Origin of the sequence: Microcoleus sp. OTE_8_concoct_300 (assembly GCF_031383065.1) — a bacterium.
Taxonomy (GTDB): Bacteria; Cyanobacteriota; Cyanobacteriia; order Cyanobacteriales; family Microcoleaceae; genus Microcoleus.
Window position 1 is genome coordinate 1 of record NZ_JANMZH010000658.1, and the last position, 21,279, is coordinate 21,279.

At 46.8% G+C, this 21,279-nt stretch carries 18 protein-coding genes and 1 riboswitch; of the genes, 6 read left to right on the forward strand and 12 right to left on the reverse strand.

Annotation, left to right across the window (positions count from 1 at the left end; genetic code table 11):
- Positions 1–103 precede the first annotated feature (103 nt).
- The 11 genes from ACUVJL_RS29810 to ACUVJL_RS29860 form a co-directional block, all read right to left on the reverse strand.
- A complete protein-coding gene (locus ACUVJL_RS29810; protein WP_445249156.1) occupies positions 104–1,276 on the reverse strand; it encodes a pentapeptide repeat-containing protein in 1,173 nt (390 codons plus the stop codon).
- 323 nt (positions 1,277–1,599) lie between these two features.
- Complete coding sequence (locus ACUVJL_RS29815; RefSeq protein WP_445249141.1) at positions 1,600–2,496, reverse strand: hypothetical protein; 897 nt, start codon at positions 2,494–2,496, stop codon at positions 1,600–1,602.
- Between the two features lie 76 nt (positions 2,497–2,572).
- Positions 2,573–2,968, reverse strand: a complete 396-nt coding sequence (locus tag ACUVJL_RS29820) for an ACP S-malonyltransferase (RefSeq protein WP_445249142.1) — start codon at positions 2,966–2,968, stop codon at positions 2,573–2,575.
- Positions 2,965–3,339 carry a DUF433 domain-containing protein gene (locus ACUVJL_RS29825; RefSeq protein ID WP_445249143.1) on the reverse strand — a complete coding sequence of 125 codons (375 nt, stop codon included), beginning with the start codon at positions 3,337–3,339 and terminating at the stop codon, positions 2,965–2,967. Before ACUVJL_RS29825 ends, ACUVJL_RS29820 begins: the two co-directional genes overlap by 4 nt.
- A 12-nt stretch (positions 3,340–3,351) precedes the next feature.
- Positions 3,352–3,549 carry a hypothetical protein gene (locus tag ACUVJL_RS29830; protein WP_445249144.1) on the reverse strand — a complete coding sequence of 66 codons (198 nt, stop codon included), beginning with the start codon at positions 3,547–3,549 and terminating at the stop codon, positions 3,352–3,354.
- Between the two features lie 160 nt (positions 3,550–3,709).
- Positions 3,710–7,327, reverse strand: a complete 3,618-nt coding sequence (gene uca / locus ACUVJL_RS29835) for an urea carboxylase (RefSeq protein WP_445249145.1) — start codon at positions 7,325–7,327, stop codon at positions 3,710–3,712.
- 200 nt (positions 7,328–7,527) lie between these two features.
- The gene (locus ACUVJL_RS29840; RefSeq protein WP_333363268.1) at positions 7,528–8,169 is read right to left on the reverse strand and encodes an urea amidolyase associated protein UAAP2; all 642 of its coding nucleotides are present in this window, start codon (positions 8,167–8,169) and stop codon (positions 7,528–7,530) included.
- Between the two features lie 77 nt (positions 8,170–8,246).
- Entirely contained in the window at positions 8,247–8,978 is a 732-nt protein-coding gene (locus ACUVJL_RS29845) for an urea amidolyase associated protein UAAP1 (protein WP_445249146.1), read from the reverse strand.
- 442 nt (positions 8,979–9,420) lie between these two features.
- Positions 9,421–10,197 carry an ABC transporter ATP-binding protein gene (locus ACUVJL_RS29850; RefSeq protein ID WP_445249147.1) on the reverse strand — a complete coding sequence of 259 codons (777 nt, stop codon included), beginning with the start codon at positions 10,195–10,197 and terminating at the stop codon, positions 9,421–9,423.
- A gap of 59 nt (positions 10,198–10,256) precedes the next feature.
- On the reverse strand, positions 10,257–11,108 hold the full coding sequence (locus tag ACUVJL_RS29855; protein WP_445249148.1) for an ABC transporter permease: 852 nt from the start codon (positions 11,106–11,108) through the stop codon (positions 10,257–10,259).
- Between the two features lie 108 nt (positions 11,109–11,216).
- The gene (locus tag ACUVJL_RS29860; protein WP_445249149.1) at positions 11,217–12,284 is read right to left on the reverse strand and encodes an ABC transporter substrate-binding protein; all 1,068 of its coding nucleotides are present in this window, start codon (positions 12,282–12,284) and stop codon (positions 11,217–11,219) included.
- Positions 12,285–12,427: 143 nt separating this feature from the next.
- A riboswitch (guanidine-I (ykkC/yxkD leader) is annotated at positions 12,428–12,582 on the reverse strand.
- 615 nt (positions 12,583–13,197) lie between these two features.
- On the opposite strand from ACUVJL_RS29860, the gene atzF reads away from it, so the two are divergent.
- The 6 genes from atzF to ACUVJL_RS29890 all read left to right on the forward strand — a co-directional run bounded on the left by atzF (position 13,198) and on the right by ACUVJL_RS29890 (position 20,016).
- Positions 13,198–15,012, forward strand: coding sequence for an allophanate hydrolase (gene atzF, locus ACUVJL_RS29865; protein ID WP_445249150.1), 1,815 nt, complete (start codon positions 13,198–13,200; stop codon positions 15,010–15,012).
- A gap of 40 nt (positions 15,013–15,052) precedes the next feature.
- Entirely contained in the window at positions 15,053–15,748 is a 696-nt protein-coding gene (locus tag ACUVJL_RS29870; protein WP_445249151.1) for a calcium-binding protein, read from the forward strand.
- Positions 15,749–16,034: 286 nt separating this feature from the next.
- Positions 16,035–16,979, forward strand: coding sequence for a tRNA pseudouridine(55) synthase TruB (gene truB, locus ACUVJL_RS29875; protein ID WP_445249152.1), 945 nt, complete (start codon positions 16,035–16,037; stop codon positions 16,977–16,979).
- Positions 16,980–17,057: 78 nt separating this feature from the next.
- On the forward strand, positions 17,058–17,288 hold the full coding sequence (gene yidD, locus ACUVJL_RS29880; RefSeq protein ID WP_333445758.1) for a membrane protein insertion efficiency factor YidD: 231 nt from the start codon (positions 17,058–17,060) through the stop codon (positions 17,286–17,288).
- A 215-nt stretch (positions 17,289–17,503) separates the two neighbouring features.
- Positions 17,504–18,718: a response regulator gene (locus tag ACUVJL_RS29885; protein WP_445249153.1), complete on the forward strand. Its 1,215-nt coding sequence runs from the start codon at positions 17,504–17,506 to the stop codon at positions 18,716–18,718.
- 311 nt (positions 18,719–19,029) lie between these two features.
- Positions 19,030–20,016: a glycosyltransferase family 2 protein gene (locus ACUVJL_RS29890; protein ID WP_445249154.1), complete on the forward strand. Its 987-nt coding sequence runs from the start codon at positions 19,030–19,032 to the stop codon at positions 20,014–20,016.
- 175 nt (positions 20,017–20,191) lie between these two features.
- On the opposite strand, the gene ACUVJL_RS29895 is transcribed toward ACUVJL_RS29890, so the two are convergent.
- Positions 20,192–21,037, reverse strand: coding sequence for a class I SAM-dependent methyltransferase (locus ACUVJL_RS29895; RefSeq protein ID WP_445249155.1), 846 nt, complete (start codon positions 21,035–21,037; stop codon positions 20,192–20,194).
- Between the last annotated feature and the right edge of the window lie 242 nt (positions 21,038–21,279).

Below are 21,279 nucleotides of genomic sequence, written 5' to 3' on the forward strand. Positions count from 1 at the left end.
TCGATTCAATGTCTAGTAATTGGCTGGTTGTTGTTGAATTAATGTCTTTGTCCCCACACAAACTACCTAATTATCAACAAGGCTTGAGAGCTATGAGACTTATTCAATCAGCATTATAGGCAACTTGTCGCCCCGACAGAATATTAATTGCTTTGCAAAGCTGAAAGATTTGAAGCTCTTGAAATATGGGTCTGCCTAACTGTTTTTCAAAATTCCTTTTCTGTGCTTTAGGAATAACCGTATAGCAATGAAAATCAGGAGCATTATATCCAAACAGCCCACGTTTTGAACAAAGTGAAAGGTCTGCCATTCGCAGCAAACCTGAGTAAATACTCGTAGTGCATACCACCTCAAAAGCTGCTTCAATTTGGTGAAATTCTTTTCGTAACCAAATAACATCTATCAGTTGAATAATTTTCTCAGTTTTTTGAGGAAAATCTTGAGGCACTATTAAAGGGAATTTCTTTGAGCTAAGTTTTCCTAGTTCTTGATTTTTATATTTATTTCGATGGTCATTTCTAGCAATCCATACTGTAAAACCCAAACTTTTTCCCAGCTCAGCTAATATGCCCTGTATTTTTGTGTGCTTAGAAATATTAGCATCTGTAAAATTAAACTCTAGCTGAGTCCACCTGGTGTTTGTTGCTCTCGGTTCAGAGATGGCTAATTTCAGATTTACATTGGTGAGGTAAGCTTCTGTAAAATTCGCCTGTTTTATATATGCTCTTTCAAGATTTGCATCTGTGAGATCCGCTGCTATGAGTTGTGCCCCTTGGAGATTCGCGGATTCAAGATTGGCCTCTGTTAAATCAGCACCGCTTAAATCAGCACTACTCAAATCAGCGCCAGATAAATCAGTGTCCGACAAATCAGCACGACATAAGTTAGCACCGCTTAAATCAGCACCACATAACCTAGCACCACTCAAATAAGAGACAAACAAATCAGCGCCCGATAAATCAGTGTCCGACAAATCAGCATCACATAAATTAGCACTCCTTAAATTAGAACCAGACAAATCAGTGTCCGACAAATCAGCACCGCTTAAATTAGCACCACTCAAATCAGTGTCCCACAAATTAGCACCGCTTAAATTAGCACAAGTTAAATTAGCACGACTCAAATTAGCACTACTCAAATCGGTATTGCTTAAATTAGCACCGCTTAAATTAGCACGAGTCAAATTAGCACCACTCAAATCGGTATCGCTTAAGTAAATACCAGAGAAATCCCTTTTGCCTGTTTGGTAATGATTTAAAAGTTCCTGAGTATCCATATCGTGAGCCTCTACAACCAAATCAAAAATTATCAATATTAACTTAACGTCGGCAGACTTCCAGCAGCGATCGCACTAAATTCTTACAGTTTAGCAGTTGTACGATGCGTCAGGGAAAATAAATCTCCAATTTGAGAACAGGACTTGCCCTGAGGCAGTGTTATCGAACCTTTAGCTAACGAGGCCGAGCTTCAATAGCAAAATTAGCCATTTTAACCAGTTTAATCACAAGCTTAGATGTAGGGTGCGTCAAATTGAGATGATTTTAGATGAAAGAATAATTTTACTTATGACACACCCTACATCTTACAAATGCGATGATCCTACCTCCTCACGGGCTGAAATCCCTGCACAAAACTCACCCAGCGTGGTACTTTATCACCTGTAATATTTAGGATAGGAATGTTGAAACTTCTGACATCGGGGCGACCGATTTCACCAGCCGAAAAAGTAATATTCGTAGGTTCCGATTTACCTAAACCATAGGCACTAGCTATTTGATTAGCAAGTCGGCAGGTTATTACAAAACTTCCCATATTAATCGTGCCACCCCCAGCCTCGTAATTCCATGTAATACCGGGTGTTAAATTCCCCTGCTGACACATAAAGTGAGTGACTTCAAACATTTTAGCAATGTGAACATCATATCGCCTTAAGCGTCCTCCATAGGCCGCTGCTGTGGTATCGCTTTCTGGTACTACAATCGATCCAAATCCTTCGTCAAAACCAAGCTTCATCGGGAGTGCTGTGGAACTTGTAAGCGGTTGACTCGCTTGGGGTTGTACGCGAGTCGGTGACATCTGTACTGGTTTGACAAATTGACTATTAGCGCGAACGAAACAACCTTGCGCTGCACCAGCAGCGTAGCTTTTTCCTACAAAAAGCCAAGGTAAACCCCTGGTATCGTTGAAAGTACCAGCAGCATTACTAGGAAAGCTTTCAAAACGCTGTCCCTGTTTTAAGACACCAACTAAAGACCAATTAAAAAACTCAAATGGAGTGCGGTTGTCAGCACGCATAAGTTCTTCAAAAGAAGAATTTGTCATGCGACAATTTAACCCATTTGGGTCTGGATCTACTACTTCCCAATAAGTATGATAAGCTCTTCCCATATAATCCCCTTGATTATTAGGACTAGGAAGAGGTGCAGTAGAACCCAGTGTAGCTGTTCCTAAGACCAGAAGAGTGGAAATAGTAATGGTTTTTAATTTTTTTAACATGAGTATCACTTTTCAAACACTACATCTATTGGCAATCAAATAGCAATCGCACTTCTTCAACAATCTCGACCCCCCCTCATGGGATGAAAAGCCGATTCACACCCACATAGGCATCAATATTAAGCACAATCTCAATTAGACGTTCAACACAAAGTTCTCGATATTCCGAATCATTCATTAATCTATCAGCATTGCCAACCGTAATCACAGGAAGTGAATTAGAAGTATTTTCCTCGCGCATTACTTGTTCCAAGGAATCCTTGCCTTTCATGCTACGATTAGCTGTGAGCAAAATCATCTGATTTTCTTGAGCAAGTCGCCAAACTACCCTGTCATCGCTATCGATTGGCAATTCCATTTGTGCAAAGGTGACAAAACGAATTGGGATGATATCAAGCCAACCTTGATTAGCAATAGACCCAAAGAAAATTATGGCGTGTCCATTGAGATTATGATCTATCAAAAAAATCATGCTTTAGCCTCACGTTTTGCCTTGGCGGCTCGAAGCTTTTCCCATGCAGCTTCCGTTCCGGGTCTTGGTGGCTGGGCGGCAATTCTGGCAATCAGATCGCGATTTTTTTCTTCGTAGTACAGCCGCAGTTCTTCAGATTCCTTAAGAACTATTTGATACTCAGCTTCAACAGTAGCGCGATTTTCCTCAATATAAGCTAAAGCTGCGTTAATTTGTTCCTCTGTAAGGTCAAATAATCCTCTGATAAACTTAGGCGGATATTGAGCCGTCACATAGTCCATGATGTCGTAGATAGTGATGCGCGTACCTGCGATAGTCAGTCCTCTTTCTGTACGGATAATCGCTGTTTGTTCGTGAGGTATAGTTGTCATCTTTATAGCCTCCTAGAAGGGATGTTTATATTGAATTGGTTGAAAACCCTGCACAAAATTTATCCAGCGCGGGACTTGATTACCTGTAATACCTAAAATTGGGAGAGAACGACTCCTCGATATTGGCGGCCCAGCTTCTTCCTGAGAATATTCGATCGCACTACGCTCTGGTTTGCCTAAACCGTAACTGTTAGCAATATCACCAGCCAACTGACAAGTAATTCAGAATTCCCCCATGCCAATTCTACCATTTCCGGCCCTGTACTGCCAAGTCCTACCGCCAGCGTCAGGTATCTGCATTTTAGGCTTAATTTAACAGCAATGGGTGCAGTGTACACCCTACAGATAGAATGTCTGCGTCCAAGACTTTTTAATGGGGTTGAACCGCCACGAGAATTTGTCCGGCTGTCACCGTTTGCCCCTTTTCACAAAACAACTCGGCAACAGTGCCCGCCACATCAGCAGTAATAGCAATTTCCATTTTCATCGCTTCCAAAATTAACAGGCGATCGCCCTCTGCAACCGCATCTCCAACCTTAACCAGTACCTGCCAAACATTGGCCGAAACGTGAGCGACAACTGCCTCACAATCGATCGGCAAAGTAACCTCCGCCGCTGTTTCAGAAGCCACATCCGCCGGGGCAACTGCTGCAGATTCAGCTTCAAATTCCCCGGATGCGGCCCAGCGATCGCGCTCTGCATTAAATGCGGCCTGCTGCTGCGCTTTAAACTCAGCCGCACTGTTAGCAATAGAATGCAAAAACTCATTGTATTCTCTCAAATTAAAAGTGATTTCCTCAACCTTTAATTTAAACTTCCCTTCGATAAATGCTTCCCGACAGCGGTGCAATTCCTCATGAGAAACCGGATAAAATCGGATTTGGTCAAAAAAGCGCAAAAGCCAAGGTTTACCAGACTGGAAATCCGCCGTTTGTTTGAACCGATTCCACATTTGCACCGTGCGGCCGACAAATTGATAACCTCCAGGCCCTTCCATCCCGTACACGCACAAATACGCGCCGCCAATGCCAACTGCATTTTCAGGAGTCCAAGTGCGGGCGGGATTGTATTTAGTAGTAACCAAACGGTGGCGCGGATCGAGGGGAGTTGCGACGGGCGCGCCTAAATAAACGTCTCCCAAACCCATCACTAAATAGCTAGCATTAAATACAATTTCTCTGACTTGTTCGATGCTGTCAAGCCCGTTTATGCGGCGAATAAACTCAATATTGCTGGGACACCAAGGTGCATCCGATCGCACAGACTGCATATATTTTTCAATGGCTAACAGTGTCGATTCATCTTCCCAAGATAAAGGCAAGTGCACAATTCGCGCCGGCACTTCCAAATCCTCGATCGCCGGAAGTTCCGCCTCCGCTGAAATCAGCGCCTGCATTAGCTGCTGTTGCGAAATCTGGCTGCCCTCAAAGTGAATTTGGAGCGATCGCATTCCCGGCACTAATTCGATAACACCCGGCAACGGATTTGCTTTCAAATGTTCCATCAATGCGTGCGCCCGAAAACGCAAGTTTAAATCCAGCACCAATGGGCCGTATTCAACTAAAATATATTTATCTCCAGCTTGACGGTAAGTAACAGCAACCTGTCCAGGAGATTCGGGGATTTGGTGCAAAATTGGAGAGGCGGGAACTGCGGGCAATTCCTCCGTATTTTTCCCAAAAACAGGCAAGCAAAAAGTAGCAATTTGCCTATTTTGTGCTAATTCCCGCTGCAAAGCTTCAGCAAAACTCAAACAGTGAAAGCGAATGCTGTCCCCCGGTTTTAGTTGTCCGATTTTCCACAATTCCGACTGCACAATAGTAGCAGGACACACAAAACCTCCCAAACTCGGGCCGTCAAGACCGAGAATTACAGGCATATCGCCCGTAAAATCGATCGTGCCGATCGCGTAAGCATTATCGTGAATGTTAGACGGGTGCAAACCCGCTTCCCCGCCGTCTTGACGCGCCCAGGTGGGCTTCGGGCCGATCAGCCGAATGCCCGTCCGCGTCGAGTTGTAATGCACCTGCCATTCTGTGGAGAAAAACATTTCGATGTCTGACTCAGTAAAGAAATCCGGCGCGCCGTGAGGCCCGTACAAAACGCCGATTTCCCAATTATTGCTGTAGGTGGGAATTAGTTCCGGAGGCAAAGATAATTCCGCTTCCAGAGTTGCAGTTTGAAGCAGTTTAAGCACATCTCCCGGACGCAGCGTGCGGCCCGCGTGTCCGCCAAATTTGCCCAGTACAAAAGTTGATTTGCTGCCCAAATAATTGGGGACATTAAAGCCGTGTTTGACTGCTAAATAAGTGCGGTAGCCGCCGCCTTGAATGGCTTTTAACTTGAGAATGCTGCCAGCTTTAACGGGAATGGCTGTCCAAAACGGCACCAGTTCGCCGTTTAGGGTTCCCTTCATAATTGCACCAGTCAAACTAATAACTGTATCGGCATTAAAGCGCAGAGTTGGACCTGTAGCTGTGAATTCCATTCCTGCTGTCGATTCGGGATTTCCTACTAAACGATTTGCCGATCGAAATGCCAGATGATCCATCGGCCCAGAAGGCGGCACGCCAACATCCCAATAGCCAATCCGCCCCGGATAATCCTGAATGCTGCTGTAGGTTCCCCCATCCAATACATCGATCGTTAAAGGTGCGTATTCAAAAGAGTTTAAAAAGCGCGTGTTCAGTTCGCCCCGGCTGAATCTGGAATCGTCCAAAATCTGGCGGATGTAATCTAAATTAGTTTCAATTCCCGCTATTTCACTGGCATCTAAAGCAGCTTTGAGTTGAGCGATCGCCTGGGTTCGATTATCCCCGCAAACGATTACTTTGGCTAGCAGCGGATCGTAAAAAGGAGTAACCTCGGTTCCGGTTTCTATCCAACTGTCGCAGCGGACGTTTTCGGGAAATGCCACTTGATTCAGCAACCCGGAACTCGGCTGAAAATTCTTGCCGGCATCTTCCGCATAAATTCGCACCTCAATTGAGTGTCCCTGCGGCCGATAGCGGTACTCTTCCAGGGGGAACAAATCTCCCGAAGCCTGTTTTACCATCCACTCAACGAGGTCGATGTTGTTGACAGCTTCAGTAACGCCGTGCTCAACTTGCAAGCGCGTGTTGACTTCCAAAAAATAAAACTGTTTCGCCTCGACATCAAATACAAATTCAACAGTACCGGCTGACTGGTAATTTACCGCTTTTCCCAACCGCACGGCTGCACCGTACAACTGATTTCGCTGTTCGTCGCTAATAGCAGGGGCGGGGGTTTCTTCTATTACTTTTTGATTGCGCCGCTGCACTGAACAATCTCGCTCGCCCAAGGCTATGACATTTCCTTTGCCATCTCCAAAGATTTGGACTTCTATGTGCCTGGCTGTTTGAATGTATTTCTCTAAAAAAACTGCGCTTTGTTTAAAATTGCTTTGACTCAAACGCTGTACTTTTTCAAATGCTTCTGCCAAATCTCGATCGCCAAAACAAGCCTGCAAACCAATGCCGCCACCGCCTGCCGTACTTTTGAGCATCACCGGATAGCCGATCGCCCCAGCCGCTTTTTGGGCATCCTCTAAACTTGCTAAAAGTTCGCTTCCGGGAGTTAGCGGCACTTGATTTGCAGCGGCTATTTCCCGCGCGGTGTGCTTCAATCCAAAGCAGCGCAACTGACTCGGAGTCGGGCCGATAAATGCAATATTTTCGCTTGCACAAGCTTCGGCAAATTCAGCATTTTCGCTCAAAAAGCCGTAACCCGGATGAATAGCTTGAGCTTTTGTTTGGCGGGCAACTTCGAGAATGCGATCGAACCGCAAATAACTTTCGGCTGCGGCGGCTGCACCGATACAAACGGCTTCGCTGGCGGCGAAAACGTGCTTGGCGCGGGCGTCGGCTTCAGAATATACTGCTACCGAAGCAATTCCGAGGCGATCGAGGGTGCGGATAATTCGGCAGGCAATTTCACCGCGATTTGCAATCAAAACTTTGTTAAACATTTGGGTATTTGTATGAATCTTTGATTGATAAGTCAACCGCAGATGTAAGGGAGATGAACGCAGATAAACGCAGATAATTTCTAGATAGGAAAGTTTGGGAATGCCATGCAAGTTTCTTGGGGGAATAGGGAAGGGCGCTAACAATAGTGCCAGCGTCCCCCTCGCGGCGGATTCTAATAGATGGCGGCGGGTATATTAGATTACACGGAATCCCAAACAATCAACTGAATCGGGGTAGGATTGTAAGCATTGCAAGGATTGTTCATTTGCGGGCAGTTAGAAATAGCTACCAAAGCGTTCATTTCGGCTCGCAAATCAACTGTACTTCCCGGGTCGGAGATGCCGTCAACAATTTCTAGTGTGCCGTCTTCGCTAACGGGAACATTCATAAAGAAGTTGATGTTGCTGACTAAATCTCGTTTGCCCAAACCGTAGGGAAGAATTGCGGCGAGGAAATTTTCAACGCAGGCGTGCTGGTATTTTTTATCTAGTCCAAACCGCACCGAATTACTCTCGCAGCTACAGGCGCCGCCGGAGGTATCGTGCCGCCCGCAGGAGTCAGCAATTATGGTCATCATGGCTCGCCCTTCGTTGGAAATAAGTTGGCTGTTTGTAGTGACAAAGATGTTGCCTTGATTGACGATCGTATCGGGGGCGCTGTAGCGTTCGGAAGGGTCATCGGCATTGTAAACTAGAAAATCTACTGCTTGATTTCCGCCTAAATCTACAATGCGGAGAATCTGTCCTTTTTTGATGACGCGAGACCAGGGATGTCTGGCTGGTAAAACTTCGTTATAAATTGCAGTTTTTGGATCGAGGATTTGTTGGGTGGTTGCAGTCATGGTTCACTTTTTGTGATGGAATTGCAGAATTTGTTACCGCCGATTGGTGCGGACAAAGTTGAGTTGTGGAATCGGGTTTATTGCAGGAACAAAGCATCGGTGTTAGTGAACCCGCGCACGGCTTCCGGATTGGCGGTGCGGCACAAGTCGTCTGGTGCGGGTGGGGGGGTTTTCACAATCTGAATTTGGATGGGTTTTGGATCGTAACTTGAACCCGGATGCAGGATGTGGGGGCAGTTAGAGATAATGGTCAATACGTTCATTTCTGCTCGCAAATCGATAAAACTACCCGGTTTCTCGCAGCCTTCGCGAAACTCCATTGTGCCGTCTGGTTTGACGGCAATGCGAGTAAATAAGTTGAGGTTGGGCATGATATCTTGTTTGCCCAATCCCCACCGGCTTAGGGCTTTGAGGAAGTTGTCGCGGGAGTTTTTCCAGTCTCCTTCGCCGTATTTTTTGGCATTGCTACTGGCGTTGCTGCATCCTCCTAGCAAATCGTGACAGCCGGAGGTGTCTTGGGTGATGGAAAATAGGATGCGTCCCATGTCTGTGTAGAGCACCATGCCTTGTTTGAGAAAGGCGTTGAATTGAATTTTTGCGGTGTCTGCTGCGTTGAAACGTTCGATCGCATTGTCGGCGTTGTAGCACAGCATGGAAACGCCGCGAGAGCCTTCTAAATCGGTGATTCGCAGGGTGTTTCCCCGCTTGATGACCCCCGACCAGTACGCGCCGCCCGGTACGGTTTCTTCGATTAATACGAGGCTTGAATCGATTTGTGAGTTTGGGTCGATCGATGATAGTTGCACCATAAGTTCCTCTTGATGTATTTGGGTAGGTCAGCGAAATAAAACAATAGTATTTTGTAGTGGCAAAACCCGCCCTCTCCCAAAGTAATATTTATCTCCACTGATATCTTGCACGATTCTTAAGAACGGGCAAGATGCCCGTTCCACAAAACTCAATTTTATTGTGGAACGGGCATCTTGCCCGTTCCTAAATAGGTAATTGACAATGGTGCAAGATGTTAAGTTTCCACTTACTTAGGTTGGCCGTTGTACTGTTGGCGCGGGTGCAAAAAGTGCAACTACAAACCTATTTCTATTTAAGCAGCCATTGCAACTGCTTCCTGTCCGTTTACATCTTGCACCATTCTCAAGAACAGGCAAGATGCCTGTTCCACAAAGAGTGAGTTTTCTTGTGGGGTGGGCATCCTGCCCGCCCGTAAAAGTGCAAATACAAACCTATTTCTATTTAAGCAGCCATTGCAACTGCTTCCTGTCCGTGTTTCCGCATCAAATCCATGAGTTCGTCGCGGTAATCGTGGAATTTGGCGTGGCGTTTAACGCTGGGAGTGCGATCGGGCAAATTAATCGACATTTCCTTTCTCACTGTACCGGGACGAGCACCCAAAGCATAAATCCGATTGGAAAGAAACACCGCTTCTTCGACATCGTGGGTAATCATAAAGATTGTAATCTCAGTGCGACGCCACAAATCGAGCATGAATTCGTGCATCGATTCTTTAGTGTGGATATCCAAGGCGCCGAAAGGTTCATCCATTAATAACACTTTAGGTTCAGAAGCGAGGGCGCGGGCGATCGCCACCCGCTGTTTCATCCCGCCGGACAATTCCTTCGGTAGCGACGAAGCAAACTGCGTCAATCCTACCACACTCAAATAATAGCTCGCTTGTTCGCGCCGCTTTTTCTTGGACACGCCTTGAAGTTTGAGGCCAAACTCGGCATTTTCCTGCACGTTCATCCAAGGATAAAGAGTGTAATGCTGAAATACCATACCTCGATCCGGCCCAGGCGAAACAACTTCCTTGCCGTCAATTTTCACTTCCCCTGTTGTCGGCTTGTCCAATCCCGCAATCTGCCTCAACAGAGTAGATTTGCCAGAACCGGATGCGCCTACCGCGCAGATAAATTCGCCTTGCTTGATGCTCATATTGATGTCCTTGAGGACAACTAATTTACCCTTTTTCGTTTCAAAGTTTTTGTGCAGGTTGTTGATTTGCAGAAACATAAGTTTATCCTCTGTATTGTAAGTAAAAAAATGACACCATTCTGCCTTTTAACATCTGCTTACTGTTTCTGACTTGACCATTTGCAAGAAACCCGCAGCAGATATTGAAAAAGCAAGTCAAAAGCCAGTCCGATCGCCCCAATGACAATCAGCCCCACAAAAATTTCATCGGTTCGGAGAAATCGACCTGCGACGCTGATCCGGCGACCTAAGCCTTCGGTTGCCGCCATCAATTCGGAGACGATTACCAATTGCCAAGCCGCAGCTAGGTTGATGCGGCTAGCATCAAGAATTCCCGGCAAAACGTGGGGAAAAATAACTTGAGTGAGGATTTCCCAGCGATTACCGCCCAACATATAAGTAGCTTCGATCAAGTCTTTTGAAACAAACTTGACTGTATCCATCACCATCAGCGAATTGAAGAAAAAGACACCGATAAATATTAGGGTAATTTTGGGTTCTTCGCCTATTCCCAAGTAGAGAATTAGCAGGGGAATGAAGGCTGGTGCGGGCATATATCGCATCAAGCCGAACATGGGTTCTAGCAAGGCGCGAATACTGGGAAAACTGCCCATCAGCACGCCAATTGGTATAGAAAAAACCAAGGCGAACATAAAGCCCACTCCCACCCGCCACAAACTCGCTACCGTGTCTTTCAAAAGTTCGCGAGTGTTCCACAGCCGACCAAATGCCTCTAAAACTTTGCCGGGGGAAGGCAAAAATTTGGGGTCTACGTTGGCGAAGGTTGTTACTAGCCACCACAGCAGCAGCGGCAGTGCGATCGATGTTACCGTTAACCCAATATTGAGGGGTTGTGGTATATCTTCCGCAATCCGCCAGAAAACGGTGGGATTTAGGCTTTTTTGCTTGAGGTGGGATTGGATCGATCGGGGCTCGGGATTTGGTGGCATGATTTAATTGCAGAAGGGTTTAGCGAGTAATTTGAGTAGCTTTGGGGAATTTTAAAAAGGAATATTTTTGAAATTATATTGTGTCGGCCAACTCGTAAATTCTGCCTTCTAGCTTTTACTTTCGGAATAAGCTTTGATAAAGCGATCGTCAAATAATGTGCTGATATCTGGTTTGGTTTTTGCTAAATTTACATCTATGAGAAATTTGGTCATTTCGGCGGCCGCAAACGGCAATGATGTCATGTCATTTCCCGGTTGAAAGGCTTTCAAGTTTTCCTCTATCGTAAATATCTTAGTGCCGTTTTCATATTCTTTGTATTCCTCTACGCTGACTCCGGCGCGGTTTGCTAGAATTTGGTAAGATTTGTCTTGATTTAATTTCATGTAGTCCAATGTTGCAAACCAGGAATTGACCAGGGCTTGCACTCTATCGGGGTGTTCGTCGATAAACTTTCGGGTGAATACCAAATGGTCGGAAATCGCCCCCGGAAAGTCTTTGGAACTAAACAGTTCCTTGCTGTTTTTTCGCTTTAAGGCTTGCGTGGTAAACGGCGCAAATACTGCCACCGCATCAACTTGTCCTCCGACGAAAGCCGCCGCAGCTTTGCCTGTTTCGAGCGGTACAAATTGAATGTCCTGCACTGATAAACCTGCTTTTCTCAGCCCTAACAGCAATAGAAAGTGATCGACTGTACCTTCCTCTGCAGCTACTTTTTTACCTTTCAAATCGGCAACGGAATTGATGCCTTCGGCGACAATCACTTTGTCATTTCCCGTCGAGTTGTCGTTGACTAAAACAATTACTTGCTCGGCACCGCCTGATATAGAGTTTACGGTATCGCCGAGGGTTTGGCTGTTAGCATGGATCTGTCCTGCTGTGAGGGTGCTGATCGATTCTAAGTAGCCGTCAAACCATTTTAAGTCTACAGCAACATTGTTGGCTTCAAATATCTTTTGTTCTTTGGCAATTTGCCAAGGAAACCACCCGGGCCACGCGCTGAATCCGAGGCTAACTGCATCAGCACTTACTGAAGAAGCTGCTTCGCTTTCAGTCGTGGTTTTGATATAAATTGCCGGGTTGACGCAGCCGACAGCGAAAAACAAGGTGATGAAAAATAGGGCGCAGTAGGATAAGGGCGATCGCGTTATTTTTGGGGAGCAATATCGGATATTCATAGCATATTCTGGTTGCTGGTTAGAAGTGAATATGTCGATCGAGCTTTTGCACATTCTTTGGCTTCCTTAGCTCCCGCAAACCCCTTGATATACAAGGATAAAGCCCGAGAGCTAACGAACCGAGTCTTGATGACCGATCGCGTTTCTCCCGGGCTTTTATCCCGCCGTGTAACTGGCTAGTGTTTCCCTCAAATTAATCAAATATTGGGATGACCAGTCTGCTTCTCTCGGACCAGCACTTGAACTTTCTAAGCTGACTTAGAAACTGATTCAAATCGGAACCCTAGAAGCGGTTAAATTTTTAGTTTTTTTGTCTGTATAATTCCTGTTTGCAACCCAAGGAGTTATTCGAGACTGTTGGTAACAGCAATGCACTTAGCTTTTTGTAAGGTAAGCATACTGTAGCGTGCAATCCTACTAGATTGCTACGTTTCAAACCGTAACAGCAAACTTGATGCGAAAATGTGTAAAATGTTACAAAAAACCGTTTTTATCGAATTTGTCAAATTAAAATTTTGGGAATATTAAACCGGGCGATGAGACGGGGTGATTGGAAATCGCGAAGTTTAGCTGCACACAAAGACGAAACCCGCAAGGCTAGGGTTGAAGATTTCTTGAGAAATACTTCGATCGCCCGCTAACTGGATGCGAGTACGATCGACAATGCGGTAAACTAATTTTCTATTTGTAATAACTGAGATGTTCCACCATTCTCAATAAGCCTTTTATGGGCGGGCTCTCCTGCCCACCCCACAAGAAGAAAGAAATACACTCTTTGTGAAACAGGCATCTTGCCTGTTCTTGAGAATGGTATTATTCGGTGAGTAATAACCCTCGCCAAACACAGCCTGTAAAGTCATTTCTTCAATCTAAAATCTAAAATCTAAAATCTAAAATCGACTGACGGTGCATTATGGAAAAAGTTAACTACAGTCAGAGTCTCGACATTCATTCGCTGCTCGATCGCTACCGCACCGGCTCGCTCGTGCCAGCAGATGCGATCGCCAGCGTGTACGATCGGATCGAACGCTATGCAGATCCGGCAGTATGGATTTATTTAGCACCGCAGGCGGAAACCCTCGAACGCGCCAAAGCCTTGGAAAACCTAGACCCGCAACAATTGCCGCTCTACGGAATACCTTTTGCGATCAAAGATAATCTCGATTGGGCGGGCGTTCCCACTACGGCGGGATGTCCTCCGTTTGCTAGCACTCCAGCACGATCGTCCGCAGTCGTAGAGCGCCTGTGCGCGGCAGGTGCGATCGCGATCGGCAAAACAAACATGGATCAGTTTGCCACAGGATTAGTGGGAACCCGCACGCCCTATGGAGTTTGCCGCAATCCGTTCGATCGGCGCTACATCCCGGGCGGATCGAGTTCCGGTTCCGCCGCAGCAGTCTCCGCCGGATTGGTGAGTTTTGCTCTGGGTACCGATACCGCAGGATCGGGGCGGGTTCCCGCTGCTTTTACCAACATTGTCGGGCTGAAGCCAAGTTGCGGCTCGATCAGCACTCGCGGCCTACTACCAGCGGTGCGATCGCTCGATTGCGTTTCTGTGTTCGCTCTCACCTGTGCCGATGCGGCCTCCGTGCTGCAAGTAGCCAGCGGTTTTGACGCTGAGGATGCGTTTTCTCGTCGCCCTGAAACGAAAGTTTTGCCGGATTTATCCAGCTTGCGGGTGGGAGTTCCCGCCTTGGGCGAACTCGAATTTTTCGGGAATGCAGAAGCAGAACAGCGCTACCGAGAGGCTGTCGCGCGCTTGCAATCATTGGGCTGCACGATCGCACCTATTGACTTTAAACCCTTTGCGGATGCTGCCGAACTGCTCTACGGCGGGCCTTGGGTAGCAGAAAGGTTAGCCGCGATCGGCGATTTCCTCGACGCGCACCCAGAGGATATCGATCCGATAGTCTACGAAATTATCAGCGGCGGCAAACGCTACGATGCCGTCTCTGCCTACCGCGCGTCCTATCGGTTGGCCGAGCTCCGCAAGAAGGCTGAAATTCAGTGGCAGTCAATGGATGTGTTGGCGGTTCCCACCACAGGCACGATATATACTGTCGCAGAAGTTGCAGCCGAGCCGATCGCGCCGGGCACCAATCTCGGGCGCTACACGAACTTTGCGAATTTGCTCGATTTGTGCGCGATCGCAGTTCCCAGCGGGTTTCAAAGCAGCGGATTGCCCGCAGGATTGACACTGATGGCTCCTGCGTGGCACGATTTATCGCTCTGCAGCCTGGGATCTGCTTTCCACGATCGCTTGGGGGGAACTTTGGGCGCAACCGGCCTGCCGCTGCCAACCCTCCCGGAACCAGTCATCGCAGCCAAATCTTCCTCAGAAGGACGAGTCAAAATAGCCGTAGTTGGCGCTCATTTGAGCGGTGAGCCGCTGAATTATCAACTAATCGAGGGGGGAGGCATTTTGGTTCGCGCCTGCCGTACCAGCCCGATTTACAAGCTGTACGCTTTGACGGGTACTGCTCTGGGCAAGCCGGGATTGGTGCGTCAGATAGAGGGCGGTAGCGCGATCGAGGTGGAAGTTTGGGAGTTGTCGATCTCCGCTTTCGGCGGATTTGTCGCTAAAATTCCCCCGCCGCTGGGAATTGGTACACTGGTGTTGGAGGACGGCTCCACGGTGCAGGGCTTTTTGTGCGAACCTTATGCTGTGGCGGATGCGATCGATATTTCTCATCTCGGCGGTTGGCGAGCATATAACTTCCGCTTTTAAGTTAAGTTAGAATTGCAAATTTCTACCCATCTTCAGAATCATGCCATCAGCAGCGCCATCTCAACCACTCGTAATCACAACCCCAACCCCCACCCCCCCCAACGGTACCAGTCCCGGAGGGGCAGCTGGCGGCAGGAAGGGCACAAGCGGCCCCGACTCCCTCAGTGGTAGTGGGGGCGCTGACTTGATATTTGGTTTGGGTGGCCCTGACAGCATTTTGGGCTTAGGGGGAAACGATTCCGTCTACGGCGGTGGCGGCAGCGACAGCGTTTTCGGCAGCGCGGGCGACGATACTATCTACGGCGGCAAAGGTTCTGACTCGGTAAGCGGCGGCGACGGCAATGATAGGCTGTTTGGCGACCAAGACAGCGATACTTTGTTGGGCGACGCGGGTAATGACACGCTTTTTGGGGGTAGAGGCGATGACTCGCTGTTTGGCGGCATCGGCGATGACTGTTTATCGGGCGATACAGGCCGAGATACTTTAACTGGCGGCGCCGGAAACGATACTTTTGCGATCGGGCGATCGGCAGATGGTGATGTGATTACAGACTTTACTGATGGTACGGATAGAATTCGCTTGGGTGCCGGCCTGACTTTTAGCCAACTCACCATTTCCGCTGGGGCCGGAACTTCGCCGAGTACAATTATTCAGCTTACAAGCACCAAGGAAACTCTCGCTACTTTATTCGGAGTTGCCCGCACTTCTATCAGTCAGGCGGACTTTCTTTTTTAATGGGTAATTGTTGACGGTTGACGGTTGACGGTTGACGGTTGACTGTTGACTGTTGACTGTTAACTGTTAACTGATACAAAATCCGGGTTGGCTAACCATTTTATGAGACTCGGTGCTTGAAACCGCTTTTGACCTCAAACTACACAAACGAAGTCTGCCTCCGCAGACTAAGATATAGAAAGTTATTTAAGCAGGATTTGGTATGAAAAATAACAAATAACAAATAACAAATAACAACTGACTAATGACTACTGACTACTGACTACTGACTACTGACTAATGACTAATGACTAATGACGGTTTTCTCAATCTCAACAAACCTACGGGCATGACTTCTCACGACTGCGTGGGGCGAGTGCGGCGGCTATTGAAACTCAAGCGAGTCGGACACGGAGGAACCCTCGATCCTGCTGTGACTGGCGTTTTACCGATCGCCCTGGGCAAAGCAACCAGACTGCTGCAATATCTCCAACACAACAAAGCTTACCGAGGCACGATTCGGTTTGGCTTAACTACTGCTACTGACGATTTAGAAGGAGAAATTATCCATTCTCGACCGGTGCCCGAGTTGAGTTTGGAAAAAGTGCAAGCTGCACTGCCAAATTTTCTAGGAAAAATCGAGCAATTTCCGCCGAGTTTTAGTGCGGTTCAGGTGGGAGGAAAACGCCTTTATGAGTTAGCTAGAAAAGGCGAAACAGTCGAAGTGGCGGCTAGAAATGTTGAGGTTTTTCAACTGGAAATCTTGGATTGGCGATCGGGGGATTTTCCTGAATTGGATTTGTCGATCGCCTGCGGGGCGGGTACTTACATTCGGGCGATCGCGCGGGATTTGGGCGCTGTGTTGAATGCAGGCGGTACTTTGGCTTGTTTGACTCGCACCGAAAGTAGCGGTTTCTCGATCGACCAAAGTCTCAGTTTTGAGGAATTAGAACTGCAATTGCAGGAGGATAAATTCTGCCCGATTTTGCCATCGGCGGTTTTGGGACATTTAGGCGCGATCGTCCTTTCCCCTGAATATACCAAACGCTGGTTTCAAGGACAGCGCCTCCCGATCCCCGAAACGCCGATCATCGGGCCCTATGAGGAAAGTAGCCCCAATCCCCCCCACAACCCCATACCCCAACCTCCCTATCTCTTGCAGGTTTACGATCGAGATGGTAAATTTTTAGGTATCGGTCAAGTAGCGAACTCAGAGACAAGTACCATATTATCTCCTCAAATTGTATTTTAGCTATCTTCGAGGCAACACTGAAAATAGCTACCAGACAAGATTTTGCGATTAATCTAATCCAGCGCTGAGGTAAAAATTATGAAAATATTGCTGATCGGATTAATCCGAGGCTACAAAATGGGTATTTCTCCTTACCTGCCTAACGCCTGTAGATTTCAACCCACTTGTTCGCAATACGCGATCGAAGCAATAGAAAGATTTGGGGCCGGCCGCGGCGGGTCCATGGCAGTTAAGCGGATTTTGCGCTGTCATCCTTTTCATCCTGGGGGTTACGATCCAGTACCTCCCAAAGATAGCCAGCCCAGTTAGTTATTAGTTAGAAGCAGTATTTTAGTTATTAGTTAATAGTGCACATAGGCCTTGCATCCGAGCGGGCTAAAACTCCCGAGGGGAATCGCTCCCTGAGGGGGTAAAATTCGCAGAATTAGTTGTTTTTAGTGACCCAAATTCAGTAAAATTACTGTTTTCTTGGCCAACTCAGCAGCTATAATAGTACAAACAGAGTACAGGGGATGCGAGTTAATATGTCTGCTAGCGCAATTGGATACAAAATGTTGTCTCATACTGTGGCAGTGCTGGGTCAGAAAAAAGCAACGGGGAAATTGCTGTTAGAACAAGGGGAACAAGAGTGGCAACTTTACTTTTTTCAGGGTTGTTTGGTGTATGCCACAGGAGGAGCGCACAGATCGAGGCGCTGGTATAGGGCGATCGGGGAACACTGTCGAAACTTTCAAGTGGATCTCAGAGACCTCGAGGCTGCAGAACTGTGGGAATATCAACTGCTTCAGCGAGGGCTAGCAGCCAGCGAAATGAGTCTAGAACAAGCTAAGGCGATCATCCACAGCGGCGTTTCTGAAGTGTTCTTTGCTCTAATCGGTCAATCGGGTTTGCGCCGGGAGTGGCGTCCGTCCCACAAATATTTTTCTACAATTACCTCTTCTTTGCTGCTGTCTGTGACGGAAGTAGAGAAAATGCTGTGTTCTACAGAAAAAATTTGGCAGAAGTGGAAAGAAATGGGTTTGTGGCTGGTAGATCCAGAACAAGCACCGCTTTTAAAAGCGTCGGCCCAGTTGCAGGAAAATCGATTTAGTTCTAATTCTTTGATCGCTTTGGCTAACGTATTTAACGGCGAGAATACTCTTTGGGATATTGCATTTAAGAAAAAGCAGTGCGTGACAATGGCAACTCGCGCTTTAGTTAATTACATGAAACAGGGTTTAGTAAATTTCCGAACAGTACCAGACTTGCCGTCGCCTATAGAACAGTGGCGCCTTGCCTCGGTGAGCGCTGGGCCAGGTCGCCCTTTGATTGCCTGTATCGATGACAGTCCGGCAGTATGCGAATTTTTAGATCAAACTTTATCGCCCCACGGGTATCGAGTCCTAAAAATTCAAGACCCCATGCAGGGAGTGGGCATGATCGCCAAACACAAGCCTGCTTTAATTTTTATGGAGGTCTTGATGCCGAAGACAAGCGGCTTTGATTTGTGCCATTTTTTGCGGAAGACACCCGCTTTTCGGGAAACTCCGATCGTGTTTTTGACCAGTCAAGACAGTATAATGGATCGCACTCGAGCGAAATTTACAGGTGCTACGGATTTTTTGAGCAAGCCGGCCAATGCCGAACAGGTTTTGGAAATAGCTGACAAGTATGTGAAGGTAAAAGGCGAGGGCCAGCCTACGGCAAATCGCTCCCATGATTTACTGAATTCACAACAGCTTACCTTGGCAAATTCTTGAGCCCAAATTATCCTCAAAAAGCCTCGCTTATCGCGTGCGTCAGCCTCCGGGGTACCCGATAATTATTGTCCAATAAAGACGCAACCGGATTTTACCAATACCTCTTGTAGGGGCGGGTGCATGGTTTTTCTTGATTTCAAAGCCCGGATTTCCGTAAACCAGCCCAGTGGGTATTGATTCTAATACCAGTTCAAAAAAAGAATGCAACTGTAGACCCGTGCTCCCAACCAGACGGTCATCAGTCATTCCCAATTCTCAAATCTAAAATCTCAAATTTAAAATGGTATAATCCATCAAACTTGATATTAATTATGAGCGATAGAAGCCCACAGGTAAGCGTGGTAATTCCGGCTTACAACTGCGCGGATTACGTCGGCCAAGCAGTAGAGAGCGTGCTGCACCAAACAATTGCTGACTGGGAAATTATTGTAGTAGACGACGGCTCCCGAGACCACACCAGATTAGTTTTAGAGAAATATAGCGATCGAATTCGCTACATTTACCAACAAAATCAAGGAGTTTCGATTGCCCGAAATTGCGGGATAGAACTAGCCCGAGGAGAATTCATCGCCTTTCTTGATGCAGATGACTACTTTTTGCCCGACAAAATAGCAGCACAACTTGCTGTATTTGCAGCGCGACCACATCTAGGAATAGTCCACAGCGGCTGGCGTCTAGTTAATAGTATAGGCGAACCGCTAAAAGATGTCAAGCCCTGGCAAAACGTCCCTAAATTAGACTTAGAAATGTGGCTGCGGTGGAAACCAGTATTACCGAGCGCGATGGTATTTCGCCGCCATTGGTTAGAGCGCGCCGGCGGATTTGATCCTCGATTTCCACCGGCGGAAGATACAGATTTAGTGCTGCGTTTAGCCTTAATGGGATGCGAAGCAGAGTGGCTGCAGCAAGTAACTGTTTGCTACCGCCAGCACGAACAAAGCGCCATGTACAAAGGTTTACCGCAGGCTAAATCCCTCGCCGCAGTCATGGACAATTTTTTTGCCCGCCCCGAATTACCGGATAAAATACGTTTGTTGGAAAAGCAAATCAAGTACAGTACCTTAGTTTGGATTGCTTGGTATTTGCACCGCACCGGTCATTGTGTTGAGATGGTAGAGTTTTTGCAGCGTTCTTGGAATTATACCCCTTATATGCCTGTGGAAACACTAATTAATTGGGTAGAATGTTTCGCCGAATTTTCGCAGGATGCAGGAAATGAATTGGATGTAGATTTGTTAGCTCAATCTCCCGAGTGGCAGCAGTTAATGCAGTGGACAATTCTCGGTACACCAGCTTGATTGTGTTGATAGTCGATTAAGCTTTTACAGGACTTAATAAGTTGTGAGCGACGACTGAAGTTCTCACTACAAACCAGCTTTTAACGAGTGGGAGTATCCGGAGTTATCCGCCAGGGGCGACGGGCGGGAATTACCAAAAGCGCTCTTGTCACGAAGGAAGAGAAGAGAAAAAGCCCTAGGTTTTTTGGGCAACGTGAAAAGCTGAAACATAGGAAGCTTGGAGGCTATTTCCGCAGTTTTTTTCTAGGACTTCCCGCAAATTCCCCAACAAATAATTTCTATTTTCATCATCTAGCGCTATGTAGACTGAGTAAGTTTTCAAAAGAGTCAGATAATCTTCTATGCTGTAGGTAATTTCACACACTAACTGTTCGTAAATCAAATCCTTGAACAGCCGCGAGTCAATAACATCTTGTCCGAGTTCTTTGATACTTTCTTCTTGATTTCCTCTTTCTTTGGCATGATATTCTGCTAGAGAAGGAGCTTTAATTTGATAAACCTCATCCAAAACTCGGTAAACTTCATCCGGCAGCAAAACTCCCGCATTCCACAGCAAAATCAAAGAACCTTTACTTTTTAATGCAGCCGCCGTTTTTTGATACCGAATCTCCGGCGACACCCAGTGAAAAGAAGTCGCCGCCAGCACAGCATTGAATTTCTCAGCCTCTAATGGCCACTCTTCAAATGTGAGATTTTGAATCTCTACAGATGGATAAGCCGCACAATTTTGTCGTGCTAGCTGACAAGCTTCTTGGCTGGGTTCGAGACAAAGCATTGAAAAGCCGAATTCAGCAAACGGAACAGTTGCAATTCCGGGGCCACATCCGATTTCAAGAATGTTTGCACCCGCAGGAAGTTCAGCTAATTCGACAACGCGATTAATTAGTTGTTGAGGATAGCGCGGTCTTGTTTTGTTGTAAGCATCTGCGATTTCGCTGTACCAGTTTTTTCGCTGTTCGGAACTGTAGGTAGCGATATATTCGCTATACCAATCTTGGGGTTTTTCTAATTCTTTTACCATTTTTAAAATTTTATATATTTGCTGTTGCAATTACCAGATGCTGCGATTGCTTTGATAAGAGAGCGCTACGCTAACGCTCAAGAGTGAGCAATGACAACGTATATATAGGGCTTGCTGAATAAGCCTAAAACCCTTACCTCAAAAGACTTTGACTCGCGTTCGGCGTTGACAATGTGTAAGACTATGAGCTAAAATTAGTCAAAAGCCATGCACAGCAGCACTTTCGTTCATGTACCGAAAAG